This window comes from Flavobacterium sp. LS1P28, assembly GCF_003970335.1.
Taxonomy (GTDB): domain Bacteria; phylum Bacteroidota; class Bacteroidia; order Flavobacteriales; family Flavobacteriaceae; genus Flavobacterium.
On the sequence record NZ_RYDI01000003.1, the window covers coordinates 151,605 to 164,662 of the forward strand.

The window sequence follows — 13,058 nt, forward strand, 5'->3', positions numbered from 1 at the left end:
AAACATGATTTTAATTCCTTTTTTGAAAACTGTATAATCAGATAAACGAAAATACTAGTAGTTATGCGGATGAAAGTATTAGTTATTTTAGTTTTAGTCCTTTGTATAATTCCATTTTATGCCCAAGAAAAGGCAAGTAAAGTTGATTTGGGTTTTTCGTATGGAATAGGAAATGAATTTAAAAACAGAAATTATACCTTTACAAATCAGTCTTATAAGGTGCAATTTTATTATGTTGTAAAACAAACGAAGAATTTTAAATACGCACTAGTGCTTCAGCCAGAAATTAATTTTGCAAGCCATCAACTCCTAAATATTTATTTTGTGGAGCCTGATGATCCGGATTATATTGCAAAACGGGAGCGCTATACAAAGCTAAAAGATGTAAAAGAGTACGTTCTTAATCTTGGCTTTTTAATGCGAAAACCAGTCTTTAAATCGGCGAGTATTTATGTTTTAGGGAGCATAGGTCCAATGATTATAGATACAGAAACGGAACGACTATCCAAAGGTTTTGCCTTTTCAGATGTTTTAGCGGTAGGATTTACTTTTAGGTTTAAGGGTGTGACTTTAGACGTAAGACCAAATATTCGTCATGTGTCTAATGGGGGATTACAGAAAACCAATGCGGGATATACGACTAAAAACATTGACTTTGGGATCTCCTTTTCGTTATAAAGAAAGCGTTAGCTACTAAGATGCAGCTAACGCTTTTTTTTGTTGTAACGTATTGTTATTTAGTTTGTTATTTCTTTTTCTGACGTAAGAATAAAATACAGTCCTATAAGAATAAAGGGGATACTAAGCCATTGTCCGGTTGAAAATAAACCTAAAGCACTTTCAAAACCGCCTTGACTTTCCTTAACAGATTCTACTATAAAACGGACTGTAAATAAAAGAACCAGGAACATACCAAATATAAATCCGGTATACCTTCTTTTTTCGGTTTTCCAATACAGGAAAAATAAGACTGCAAAAACAAAAATATAACAGAATGCCTCGTACAATTGAGTAGGATGTCTTACCGGAACTTGTTCCAGTAAAGAGACAAATTTAGGGTCGTTCGCAATGGCTGAGTACGCAGCTTGAGGATTGGGTATTTGAGTCGCATTGACCGCGTCCATAGCACTAAAATGGTCTTTCAAGAATTTTATTCCAAAGTCAGAAGTCGTTTTATGACCAATAATCTCCGAATTAAAAAAGTTACCCAATCTGACGAAAATAGCACCGCTTGCAACAGGAATAACCACCCGGTCCAAAATCCATAACTGGGGTTTTTTCAATATATTTTTACTGTAAAAATACATAGCAATAATTATTGATATGGCAGCACCATGACTTGCTAAACCTTGAAAACCTGTGAATTCCCATCCTTTTATAATGTATAAAATCGTTTCGTTTGGATTTTCTCGTATTGGCATAAAAATTTCCAATAAATGATTGCGATAATACTCCCAATCGTAAAAGAAAACGTGACCCAAACGTGCACCAAGTAAGGTCGCTAATACAGTCCAGATAAATAACGAATCTAATTTTTCTATTGATTCCCCTTCACGATCAAAGATATTTTTCATAATATACCAGCCTAATCCAAAAGCAATTACAAACATTAAACTGTAATAACGAATGATAAAAAAGCCTAAATCAATTCCTTCTGATGGATTCCAAACGATGTTTAAAGCGTGTGTCATGTATTGTATTTTATATGTTTGACGTAAAAATAGAGATTAAATGTAAAATTCGTATTAAAAAAGAGAATCTTTATGCGTACATGATTTTTTGGGAACCGGATCATAGCCGGTTTTTCCCCAAGGATGGCAACTAAAAACACGTTTTATACCTAAAAAACCGCCATAAAACAAACCGTGGGTTTGTAAAGCTTCAATCATATACGAGGAGCACGTGGGTTCAAATCTACAAGCCGCAGGTGTAAAGGGTGAAATGGCCACTTGATAGAAACGAACCAATAGTAAAAATGGGTAAATGATGATTTTTGATAACATGATTTTAAAATTAAAACTTCTCTGTTGTTATTCAAAATTATTTTTCAGTTGTAATCGATTTCGGTATTTAGCGGACTAGATACTAAACGAAGTTCCTTCTTTACCATCTTTTAACTGAATTCCTAATACAATCAATTGATCCCTTATTTGATCAGAAAGTGCAAAATTCTTATTGTCGCGAGCTTGTTTTCTCATTTCAATAAGCATATTGACCGTTCCTTCTAACTTCTCGTTATTGCTGTCCGAGACTTTTTCGTCTTCTAATCCTAATACGTCAAACGCAAATGCATGCATTGTTTTTGCAAAATGGTTTAAATCTTCCGCATTCAAGGTCTCTTTTTCATCCTTTAGTAAATTGATAAAACGTACACCTTCAAACAACTGCGCAATCAAAATAGGAGTGTTAAAATCGTCATTCATTGCATCATAACAGGTTTGTTTCCAAGCCGGAATGTCAACGGTGCTTTTTGTGTGAACAGTGATTTCTTTCAACGAATTCATCGCTTCCATCAATCGTTTGTATCCTTTTTCGGCAGCAACAATGGCATCATCAGAAAAATCAAGAATACTTCTGTAATGCGCCTGGAGCATAAAAAATCGTGCTACTGATGCTGAAAAAGCTTTACTTAAAACGGTGTTTTCTCCAGTCAATATTTCTCTTGGCAAAATATTATTTCCCGTAGATTTTGCCATTTTTTTTCCGTTCAAAGTCAACATATTGGCGTGCAGCCAATAATTAACCGGAGTTTGACCGGTACAGGCTTCGTTTTGTGCAATTTCACACTCATGATGCGGGAACTTTAAATCCATTCCGCCACCGTGAATGTCAAAATGATTACCTAAGTATTTAGTGCTCATTGCAGTACATTCTAAATGCCATCCCGGAAATCCATCACTCCACGGCGAAGGCCAACGCATAATATGTTGAGTTTCCGCTTTTTTCCAAAGCGCAAAATCCTGTGGATTTCTCTTGTCACTTTGCCCGTCAAGATCGCGGGTATTGGCTAGCATATCCTCAATGTTTCGGCCACTTAATCTGCCGTAATGATTGGTTTCATTAAATTTTACCACATCAAAATAAACAGAGCCATTGGCTTCATAACCAATTCCTTTTTCAATTATGGTTTTGATAATTTCAATTTGCTCAATAATATGTCCCGTTGCAGTAGGTTCGATACTTGGTGACAAAAAGTTAAAAGCATTCAGAATTTCATGAAAATCAACCGTATAGCGTTGCACTACTTCCATTGGTTCCAGTTGTTCCAGACGTGCTTTTTTGGCAATTTTATCCTCACCTTCATCCACATCGTCCACAATATGCCCCACATCCGTAATGTTTCTAACGTAGCGTACTTTGTATTCTAAATGCAAAAAATACCTAAAAATCACGTCAAAAGACATAAAGGTACGCACATTTCCAAGATGTACATTGCTGTAAACTGTAGGTCCACAAACATACATTCCTACATTTCCTTCATGAATAGGTTTGAAAATTTCTTTTTCTCCTGAAAGAGAATTGTATATTTTTAGATTTTGGCTATTGTATAATGGCATTGTAGATTATTGTTTTCCCCACCCCAGCCCTCCCAAAGGGAAGGGAGTTGAGACGTGAATGCGTTATTAATAATTGTTGTAATCTTGTTCTGATCTTACCAAGCTGGGCTCCCTCTCCTTTGCAGAGGGTCGGGGAGAGGACTAGAACTTAGTTTCTAATTTAATGTAATCTAAAAACTCTCTGCGAGTGACACTATCTTTAAATTTTCCGCCAAATTCAGAGGTTACGGTACTACTTTCAATATCACTGATTCCTCTTGAATTTACACAAAGGTGCTTGGCATCGATTACACAGGCTACATCTTCTGTACCTAATGCGATTTGTAATTCCTGAACAATTTGCATGGTTAAGCGCTCCTGAACCTGAGGTCTTTTAGCATAATATTCTACGATACGGTTCATTTTAGACAAACCAATAACTCTGCCGTTTGAAATATAAGCCACATGCGCTCTTCCTATAATTGGTAATAAATGATGTTCACAGGTAGAATATACGATGATATTTTTTTCAACTAACATTTCACCGTACTTGTAATTATTGTCAAATGTAGATGCTTTTGGTTTTTTAGCAGGATTTAAACCGCCAAAAATTTCCTTTACAAACATTTTGGCAACACGATTGGGCGTGCCTTTTAAACTATCATCGGTCAAGTCCATTCCAAGTGTGATTAGAATGCTCTCCACGTCCTTTTTTATTTTTTCAATTTTTTCCTCATCAGAAATGACAAAAGCATCATCTCGTACTGGATTTTTTGCGGATAAACTAATATGGTTTTCTCCTATTTCGTCTTGAAATTCTTCGTTTTTTATCATTAAAAGCAACTATTATTGTTGGTGTAAATATTTAAGGGGTAAAGGTAAATAATAAAAATTAAAAAATTTCTATCGCTCCTACTATTTAAGACTACTTTATTGGTTCAGCCGCCCGTTATACTCTCTTTTTTGGATCTAAAAAGAAAAGGCAATAACGAACTCGTTACTGCCTTTTATAAAATAGTTCCGGTTCCCTAAAGGGGATGTCTACCAAAATGTGTTTGATTATACTTTCGTTAGTGTCGCATTATAAACAGGAATCGCTGCTTTCAGGATTCGTACTGCGCTAATTAAATCTTCTTTCTTTAAAACATAAGCAATTCGAACCTGATTTAATCCCATTCCCGTAGTAGAGTAAAAACCGGCTGCTGGCGCTACCATTACTGTTTCTCCATTTAGGTCATAACTTTCTAATAGCCATTGCGCAAAAGCATCGGCATTAGCAACTGGTAGTTGCGCAATACAATAAAAAGCCCCTTTTGGTTTGCTTACAATAACACCATCTATTTTATTTAATTCTTCAATCAAAGTGTCTCTGCGTTCTCTATATTCTGAAATTACTTCGTCAAAATAACTTTGTGGAGTGTCAAGAGCAGCTTCGCTTGCAATCTGTTCAATCGTTGGTGGACTTAATCTTGCTTGTGCAAATTTCATTGCAGTAGCCATCAGTTCCTTGTTTTTAGAAACAATGCATCCTATTCTGGCACCGCACATGCTGTATCTTTTTGAAACAGAATCAATCATGATTGCATGTTCTTCAAGCCCGGGAACATTCATTACTGAATAATGGACATCACCATCATAAGTAAATTCACGATATACTTCATCAGAAATTAGAAATAAATCATGTTTTTTGACTAAGGCAGCCAGTTGCATGATTTCTTCTTTTGAATATAAATAACCTGTTGGATTTCCTGGATTACAAATCAGGATCGCTTTTGTTTTTGGCGTAATCAGCTTTTCAAAATCAGCTACGGCCGGTAATGCAAAGCCGGTTTCAATACTCGAGATTACTGGAACTACAGAAACTCCTGATGCGGTTGAAAATCCATTATAATTTGCATAAAATGGTTCCGGAATAATGATCTCATCACCATGATCCATCGTGCTGCCTATAGCAAACATCAAGGCTTCAGATCCTCCGGTGGAGATTATAATATCTTCAATATGTACAGGAATTCCTTGATTTGTATAATAGGCAGCTAATTTTTTTCTATAGCTTTCATTCCCGGCGGAATGGCTGTATTCTAAAATAGTTAAATCTATATTTTTAACCGCATTCATAGCAACTTCAGGAGTTCTGATATCGGGTTGGCCAATGTTTAAATGGTATACTTTGTGGCCTTTATTTTTCGCTATTTCAGAGTAGGGAACCAATTTTCGTATTGGTGATTCAGGCATTTGTTTGCCTTTATTTGATATTGTTGGCATAGTTTTAAATTATTGAATTGCAAATTTGCGATTTTTTTTTCGAATTTATCACAATTTATGCCCGGATATATCATATAAAACAAGGTTTTGTTTTATATTTTTAGTATTTTTATAAAAAGCTAGCACAATGAAAAGAACGCTAAATTTATTTTTTTTAATCTTCTCGATATACAGTGTTTTGGCGCAGCAAGGATTTCAGTTTGAAAAAAACGGAGACAAAATTAGTGTGCCTTTCAAGTTGATCAATAATCTAGTGCTTCTGCCTATAAAAGTGAATGGAGTAGAATTGAATTTTTTATTGGATTCCGGTGTAGAAGAGACCATATTATTTAGTTTGGAAGAAAAAAAAGAAGTTCGTTTTTTTAACGCTGAAAAAGTACTATTAAGAGGATTAGGGAGTCAAGAGGCGGTCGAGGGATTGAAATCGACCAATAATATATTGCAATTCGGCAGCATGTTGTATGCGGATCATTTGGTTTATATTGTTTTGAATCAGGATTTTAATTTATCCTCTCATATTGGGATTCCTGTAAACGGAATTATAGGATTTCAGTTTTTTAGAAATAATCTGGTTGAAATTAATTACTCTAAAAAGAGAGTTATAGTCTATAGCGATACCGCTAAAAATAGAAAAAAAATAGATAGAAAGTTCAAAACTATTCCTATCGCTATCGAGAAATCAAAGCCGTATTTAAAAAGTACGGTGTTGTTGAATAATAAGGAACTGGTGGTCAAGTTGCTGATTGATATAGGAAATAGTGATGCAATATGGTTGTTTCAGGATCGCTCAGAATTTCTTAAAGTTCCCCCGAAAAATTTTGCTGATTTTTTGGGCAGAGGATTTAGTGGTGATGTTGAAGGAAAAAGAGCCAGAATTCAAAAATTCGCAATGAATCAGTTTGTATTTAATAATCCAATAGTAGCTTTCCCGGACTCTACTTCAATTAGGAATGTTACTATGGTTCCTGATCGGATGGGATCAGTAGGAGGAGAGATTATGAAAAGATTTACCGTTATTTTTAATTACCCTAAAAAAGAAATGTATGTAAAAAAAAATAGTCTTTACAACGATCCTTTTGCATACAATAAAAGCGGAGTAGAGATCCAGCACAACGGATTACAGTGGGTTCAGGAAACTGTTCGGATGGAAACCGTCCCTTTGTTACCAAAATATAATGAGTCAGGCGAAACTAAAGTACTCAATGACTTTAAATATAAATTCCAATTAAAGCCTATTTATGAGATCGCAAATGTTAGAAATAATTCGCCAGCAGCAAATTCAGGAGTACAAAAAGGCGATATTATTATTTTAATCAATAACGCTCCTGCTTATAGATATTCGTTGCAAAAAGTTAATTCTCTCTTTAGATCTGAGGAGGAAAAATGGATAACATTGGAAGTGGAAAGAAACAGTCAGATTCTGAAATTTAGATTTCAGTTACAGGATTTTCTCTAACAAAAAACGCCTCCAGAGGGTTTCAGGAAGCGTATTGATGTGTACACATGGAATTTAAATCCATCAAGTAGGTCGGGTAAAAATCAAATAGGACACATTGGATTTAGAGGAATAGTGTTTTTGTCCATTGGCTCCTTAACGCGAAAGTCTGAGAAAACAGGGTATCTCCTTGTTTTAAATAAATCACAATTGCGTGATTTAATTTGCAACCACTTCCCCTTTTATTTTTAAAGCGACTCTCCCGGAATCGTAATTCACGGCATTCGATTCAACAGTTATTGTTTTTCTAATTGGTCCGGGAGCCATATTGTATTTTATGGATATTTTTCCTGTTTTTCCCGGCATAATTGGCTCGGTTGGTTTTGTTGGAATGGTGCACCCACAAGTAGAAAGTACATTTGTAATAAGTAATGGCGCATTTCCAGTGTTCGTAAAAATAAAATTACGGGTTCCATTATCATTTTTGGTAACCCTCCCATAATCGATTGTATTGTCTTTTGCAGAAAATTCAATTTTAGGGCCATTTTGAGCAAATCCTACGGTGCTAATTAATGTGAATGCAAATAAAATTAGTATTTTTTTCATTTTCATTTTTTTAAATTCATTAAAGTAAATATACTTTGTTTTAATTAACGCACAAATTTTTATTTCCCTTTTTATAGTCTACTTAATTATTTACTTTTGTGCCCTATCAGAATTACAAATATCAGACCAAAGTCTACAAGGGTATTTGTTGATCTGGTTATTGGTTTAACGGAACCAACAAACAATTGAATTTAACGATTAAATGACCCACAATAAAATGATTATTCCTGCACAATTTGACGCTAAAACTATTGAGAATAAGTGGTATGACTACTGGATGAAAAATAATTATTTTCACTCAGAGCCGGATCATAGAACACCATATACTATCGTAATTCCACCGCCTAATGTGACTGGAGTTTTACACATGGGACACATGTTGAACAATACTATTCAAGATGTATTAATAAGAAGAGCGCGTCTTAAAGGGTTCAATGCGTGCTGGGTTCCGGGAACGGATCATGCCTCAATAGCTACAGAAGCTAAGGTGGTAGCCAAATTAAAAGCTGAAGGAATCCATAAAAATGATTTAACACGTGAAGAATTTTTGGCGCATGCCTGGGAATGGACGGATAAATATGGCGGTGTAATTCTGGAACAACTCAAACAATTGGGCTGTTCATGTGATTGGGATCGAACAAAATTCACCATGGATCCTGATATGTCAGCCTCAGTGATTCGTTCTTTTGTAGATTTATACAACAAAGGTTTGATTTATCGAGGATACCGAATGGTGAACTGGGATCCGGAAGCCAAAACGACTTTGTCTGATGAAGAAGTAATTTTTGAAGAACAACAGGGAAAATTATATTATATACAGTATAAAATCCTCACCCCAGCCCTCTCCGAAGGAGAGGGAGCTGAAACTTTTAACTCCCCTCCTTCGGAGGGTTTGGGGGAGGAATTTCTGACAATAGCAACCACGCGTCCGGAAACTATTTTTGGAGATAGCGCCATTTGTATTAATCCAAATGACGAACGTTTTGCTCATTTAAAAGGGAAGAAGGCGATTGTCCCTATTTGCGGAAGAGTAATTCCTATTATCGAAGATGACTATGTAGACATAGAATTTGGTACTGGTTGTTTGAAAGTGACCCCGGCTCACGACATGAATGACAAGGCATTGGGAGAAAAGCATAATTTGGAGATTATTGATATTTTCAACGAAGATGCAACGATGAATAGTTTTGGTTTGCATTACCAAGGGAAAGATCGTTTTGTGGTTCGTGAAGAAATTGCAAAAGAACTAGGGACTATAGGTGCTTTAGCAAAAACAGAAACACACTTAAATAAAGTAGGTACTTCGGAAAGAACCAAAGCAGTTATCGAGCCTCGTTTATCAGACCAATGGTTCTTGAAAATGGAAGATTTGGTAAAACCGGCAATTCAATCCGTATTGGTTGATGGCGAAATTAAATTGCATCCAGCACGTTTTAACAATACGTACGCCCATTGGCTAAACAACATTCGCGATTGGAATATTTCGCGTCAATTGTGGTGGGGACAACAAATTCCGGCCTATTTCTATGGCGACGGAAAAGAGGATTTCGTGGTCGCTGAAAATATTGAAGACGCTCTAAAGTTAGCGAGAGAGAAAACTTTAAACCTTAAACTTGAAACAAAAGATTTAAAGCAAGATGTTGACGCTCTTGACACTTGGTTCTCGTCTTGGCTATGGCCAATGTCCGTTTTTGGAGGTATAATGAATCCGGAAAGTGAAGACTTTAAATACTATTATCCAACCAATGATTTAGTAACTGGTCCGGATATTTTGTTTTTCTGGGTAGCGAGAATGATTATTGCAGGATATGAGTACACAGGAAAAAAACCTTTTACAAATGTTTATTTGACTGGTTTAGTTCGTGACAAACAAAGACGTAAAATGTCTAAATCATTAGGGAATTCGCCGGATCCTTTAGACTTAATAGAAAAATTTGGTGCCGATGGTGTTCGGGTTGGATTGCTTTTGAGCGCTTCTGCCGGGAATGACATTATGTTTGACGAAGAATTGTGCAACCAAGGAAAAGCATTCACCAATAAAATTTGGAATGCCTTTAAATTGATCAAAGGTTGGGAAGTTTCGGAAACGATTCCACAACCGGAATCTTCAAAAGTAGCAATCGAATGGTATGAAGCCAAGTTGCAACAAACACTTCTAGAAATCGAAGACAATTTCGAAAAATACAGAATTTCCGAAGCTTTAATGGGAATTTACAAACTGGTTTGGGATGATTTCTGCTCTTGGTTCCTGGAAATGATAAAACCGGCGTACCAACAGCCAATTGACAGCGTTACTTTGGCGAAAGCCATAGCAATGCTTGAAAATAATTTAAAATTATTGCATCCGTTTATGCCGTTCCTGACAGAGGAAATTTGGCAAATTCTTGCCGAAAGAACTACAGATGAAGCATTAATCGTTTCGACTTGGCCAGAAATAAAACCGTTTGATTCCCGTTTAATTGCTGATTTTGAAAACACAATGGAGGTTATTTCCGGAATTCGTACGATCCGTAAAGACAAGAATATTCCGTTTAAAGATGCGATTAAATTTAAAATTGTCAATAATGACAATACTTCGGCTTATTTTGATTCGGTGGTGACTAAATTAGGAAACTTGACTTCCTTAGAATATGTTTTGGATAAAGTGGATGGCGCCTTGTCTTTCCGTGTCAAATCGAATGAATATTTCATCCCAATCACCGGAAATATTGACGTACAAGCTGAAATTGCTAAACTGACGGCGGAGTTAGTCTATACGCAAGGTTTCTTGAAATCAGTACAAAATAAACTAGCCAACGAGAAATTTGTGGCTGGTGCACCGGAGAAAGTTTTAGCCAACGAAAGACAAAAAGAAGCAGATGCTCTGGCAAAAATGGAAACTATCGAGCACAGTTTGGCGGGTTTAAAATAGACTTAGTCAAAATATATAAACCCGACCCATTTTCAATATGGGTCGGGTTCTTTTTTAAGTCAACTTAGTTTAGTAGGATTGAAGCAGAAATTTAGCCAAATAAAAACAAGAATAATAACGGAAATATAATTCCGGCAACGGCCAGTTTCCAACCCCTGTTTTTCCAACTGAATTTTCCGGCTTTAATCATAACCGTTCCTGTTAAGGCAATAATGATTAAGCTGATCGCAAAAATATCAGAATAATAAATCCAAAAATTAGAGGTGTTTTTATGCAATTTCATCGTTTGGCTGATAATTGGCGTTTTAGAGAAGGAAACAATTTCTCCTTTTCCAGTTTTCAGGTCAATTTCGACATCGTGTTTTTCAAAAGAAATTTTAAAGGTTCCTTTTTTTACCATTTGACGTCTCATTTTATCATCGATGCCCAATTGTTTGCCTAAATCTTCAGCAAATTTTTCATTAATTTCATTTTCAGCAAAAACTTTTACTTGGATAGCCTTGGTTTCGGTAGTGTATTTTTCCGGATGCCAGTATTCTCTGTGGTTCATCATAAGTCCTGAGATGGCAAAAGAAACAATTAATCCGATATAGAAATACCCTAAATCACGGTGTAAATTTCTTGCTTTTATTTTCATCATGGGTTTGAATTTTAGGTTTTGAATTATGAATCAGACTTTTTATTTGGTAAAAGGTTTAATTAGAATTTATATTTTAAGCTGGTCATCACTTGACGAGGTGCTGTTGGGTTTACACTGTAATTTTCATGTACGGTATAATTCAAAACATTTGTAATATTTGACAATCTGCAAAAAAAAACTCAAATTGGCTGTATGTTATGTTGTTCTTGCTAAAATATCCTCTACTACAAGACTGCCGCTTGTACCAAAAGATTTAGAAATTTTCAATTATGTGTGCAGTTTCTTGTGCAAAGCCACTTATGCTGAAAAATAAGGTTAAAGTGGGTATTAAAAAGTTTCTCATAAATCTTTATTTGGAATTATTAAAAATAACGATGCAAATATAGAATCTGAATTTGATTTAACAAAACTTATTTAGATTAAATATGGATAATAATTTAAATATTTTTTAATGTATTGTAATGCAGTTTTTTAAATAAAAAAAATCCTTGCTTTTAGACAAGGATTTTTAATTTTAGCGTGAAATGTTAAATTTTAACATTTGATTTTCGGTTTCTTCCCCACCAAATATAGCATCCGGTTATAGGAAGACTCGCAATAAGTAAACTGATTAAAAAGGCAAATATTTTTCCGGCTATTCCAAAAACGGCACCCGTATGAATGTCGTAATTCAAGAGCAGCAGTTTGTCGGCAATTTTAGCTTCTTTATACCTTCCGTAAAGGTGATCTACTTTTTGTTCTTCTAGGTTGTATTGGTCAAAATAACGGTAGTCTATTTTCCAATACGTGCCTTCCTCAGGATTTGCATTTGCAGCAATAGAAGAACTGGCACTTTCCGGTGGATGCACTTCTATAGATTTTGCTTTTGGATATTCTTTTTGCATTAAAGTCCAAATTTGATCCAGCGGTTTATCTACTTTTTTTGTTTTTATAGTCGAAATAGGATCTTCATAAACCAATGATTTTTCTCCACCAAGAACCGTATAATAAGAATAAGCAAACCATTGGAAACCCCAAACTAAACCCGTAATTGCAAAAATAACGGCTATTATTAGCACGTATAAGCCAGTAATATTATGCAAGTCATAGTTTTTACGTTTCCATTTTAATCCTTTTTTCCATTTAAACCAAAACCGTTGTTTGGCAGCATTTTTATTTTTTGGATACCAAAGAATCATTCCAGTAATCAGCAGAATCAAAAACACTAAAGTTGCCGATGCTGTAACGGTTTGTCCAATTTCATGAGGCAGCCAAAGATAAAAATGACCGTCAAGAATAAAGTTAAAAAACCCATCTTCCATATTGGTTTTTTCAAGGACTTCACCTGTATACGGATTGAGGTACACAATATAATGATAGGAAGGTTCGTAATGGAAAAATATAGCTTCCGCTGATTTGACAGAACCATTGTATTTTATGGCATGTAACACTTTGTTCGGAATTTCTTTTCGGGCAATTTCTTCCAATTGCGTAGGTAATAGAAATGGTTTTTCCTGTTTTGAAACAAACCTGTACTCATCGGTGTAATCTTGTATTTCTTCCTGAAAGGCATACAAACTTCCCGTGATGGCAATTATGAAAACAAGTATGCCTGAGGATAAGCCAAGCCAAAGATGGATTTTTAGGATTGCTTTTTTTAAGGTGTTATTTTTCATTATAAATGGA

At 35.3% G+C, this 13,058-nt stretch carries 11 protein-coding genes; 3 read left to right on the forward strand and 8 right to left on the reverse strand.

What is annotated here, in order from left to right:
• Window positions 1-69 precede the first annotated feature (69 nt).
• Entirely contained in the window at window positions 70-678 is a 609-nt protein-coding gene (locus EKL97_RS04530) for an acyloxyacyl hydrolase (RefSeq protein WP_233588548.1), read from the forward strand.
• A 59-nt stretch (window positions 679-737) separates the two neighbouring features.
• Here EKL97_RS04530 and lgt read toward each other — a convergent pair whose 3' ends face one another.
• The 5 genes from lgt to EKL97_RS04555 all read right to left on the reverse strand — a co-directional run bounded on the left by lgt (window position 738) and on the right by EKL97_RS04555 (window position 5,801).
• Window positions 738-1,691 carry a prolipoprotein diacylglyceryl transferase gene (lgt, locus tag EKL97_RS04535; RefSeq protein ID WP_126454092.1) on the reverse strand — a complete coding sequence of 318 codons (954 nt, stop codon included), beginning with the start codon at window positions 1,689-1,691 and terminating at the stop codon, window positions 738-740.
• Between the two features lie 54 nt (window positions 1,692-1,745).
• A complete protein-coding gene (gene yidD / locus EKL97_RS04540) occupies window positions 1,746-2,003 on the reverse strand; it encodes a membrane protein insertion efficiency factor YidD (RefSeq protein WP_126461032.1) in 258 nt (85 codons plus the stop codon).
• A gap of 75 nt (window positions 2,004-2,078) precedes the next feature.
• Window positions 2,079-3,557: a cysteine--tRNA ligase gene (cysS, locus tag EKL97_RS04545; RefSeq protein ID WP_126555582.1), complete on the reverse strand. Its 1,479-nt coding sequence runs from the start codon at window positions 3,555-3,557 to the stop codon at window positions 2,079-2,081.
• A 141-nt stretch (window positions 3,558-3,698) separates the two neighbouring features.
• Window positions 3,699-4,370, reverse strand: coding sequence for a GTP cyclohydrolase I FolE (gene folE / locus EKL97_RS04550; RefSeq protein WP_126461026.1), 672 nt, complete (start codon window positions 4,368-4,370; stop codon window positions 3,699-3,701).
• 225 nt (window positions 4,371-4,595) lie between these two features.
• Complete coding sequence (locus tag EKL97_RS04555) at window positions 4,596-5,801, reverse strand: pyridoxal phosphate-dependent aminotransferase (RefSeq protein WP_126461023.1); 1,206 nt, start codon at window positions 5,799-5,801, stop codon at window positions 4,596-4,598.
• A 127-nt stretch (window positions 5,802-5,928) separates the two neighbouring features.
• Between EKL97_RS04555 and EKL97_RS04560 the strand changes: the two genes are divergently transcribed.
• A complete protein-coding gene (locus EKL97_RS04560; RefSeq protein WP_126568266.1) occupies window positions 5,929-7,257 on the forward strand; it encodes a PDZ domain-containing protein in 1,329 nt (442 codons plus the stop codon).
• A gap of 198 nt (window positions 7,258-7,455) precedes the next feature.
• Here the strand turns inward: EKL97_RS04560 and EKL97_RS04565 are convergent, their stop codons facing one another.
• A complete protein-coding gene (locus tag EKL97_RS04565; protein ID WP_126568268.1) occupies window positions 7,456-7,842 on the reverse strand; it encodes a DUF1573 domain-containing protein in 387 nt (128 codons plus the stop codon).
• Window positions 7,843-8,059: 217 nt separating this feature from the next.
• Between EKL97_RS04565 and EKL97_RS04570 the strand changes: the two genes are divergently transcribed.
• The gene (locus EKL97_RS04570; RefSeq protein WP_126568305.1) at window positions 8,060-10,753 is read left to right on the forward strand and encodes a valine--tRNA ligase; all 2,694 of its coding nucleotides are present in this window, start codon (window positions 8,060-8,062) and stop codon (window positions 10,751-10,753) included.
• Window positions 10,754-10,844: 91 nt separating this feature from the next.
• Here EKL97_RS04570 and EKL97_RS04575 read toward each other — a convergent pair whose 3' ends face one another.
• Both EKL97_RS04575 and EKL97_RS04580 read right to left on the reverse strand, forming a co-directional pair.
• A complete protein-coding gene (locus tag EKL97_RS04575) occupies window positions 10,845-11,393 on the reverse strand; it encodes a PepSY-associated TM helix domain-containing protein (protein ID WP_126564400.1) in 549 nt (182 codons plus the stop codon).
• Between the two features lie 527 nt (window positions 11,394-11,920).
• Complete coding sequence (locus EKL97_RS04580) at window positions 11,921-13,048, reverse strand: PepSY-associated TM helix domain-containing protein (protein WP_126568270.1); 1,128 nt, start codon at window positions 13,046-13,048, stop codon at window positions 11,921-11,923.
• Between the last annotated feature and the right edge of the window lie 10 nt (window positions 13,049-13,058).

Bases quoted from the DNA above. Each gene is read 5' to 3' on its own strand.
- cysS (WP_126555582.1), bottom strand. From the start codon at position 3,557: ATGCCATTATACAATAGCCAAAATCTAAAAATATACAATTCTCTTTCA.
- EKL97_RS04580 (WP_126568270.1), bottom strand. From the start codon at position 13,048: ATGAAAAATAACACCTTAAAAAAAGCAATCCTAAAAATCCATCTTTGG.
- EKL97_RS04555 (WP_126461023.1), bottom strand. From the start codon at position 5,801: ATGCCAACAATATCAAATAAAGGCAAACAAATGCCTGAATCACCAATA.
- EKL97_RS04530 (WP_233588548.1), top strand. From the start codon at position 70: ATGAAAGTATTAGTTATTTTAGTTTTAGTCCTTTGTATAATTCCATTT.
- folE (WP_126461026.1), bottom strand. From the start codon at position 4,370: ATGATAAAAAACGAAGAATTTCAAGACGAAATAGGAGAAAACCATATT.
- EKL97_RS04560 (WP_126568266.1), top strand. From the start codon at position 5,929: ATGAAAAGAACGCTAAATTTATTTTTTTTAATCTTCTCGATATACAGT.
- EKL97_RS04570 (WP_126568305.1), top strand. From the start codon at position 8,060: ATGATTATTCCTGCACAATTTGACGCTAAAACTATTGAGAATAAGTGG.
- EKL97_RS04575 (WP_126564400.1), bottom strand. From the start codon at position 11,393: ATGATGAAAATAAAAGCAAGAAATTTACACCGTGATTTAGGGTATTTC.
- lgt (WP_126454092.1), bottom strand. From the start codon at position 1,691: ATGACACACGCTTTAAACATCGTTTGGAATCCATCAGAAGGAATTGAT.
- yidD (WP_126461032.1), bottom strand. From the start codon at position 2,003: ATGTTATCAAAAATCATCATTTACCCATTTTTACTATTGGTTCGTTTC.
- EKL97_RS04565 (WP_126568268.1), bottom strand. From the start codon at position 7,842: ATGAAAAAAATACTAATTTTATTTGCATTCACATTAATTAGCACCGTA.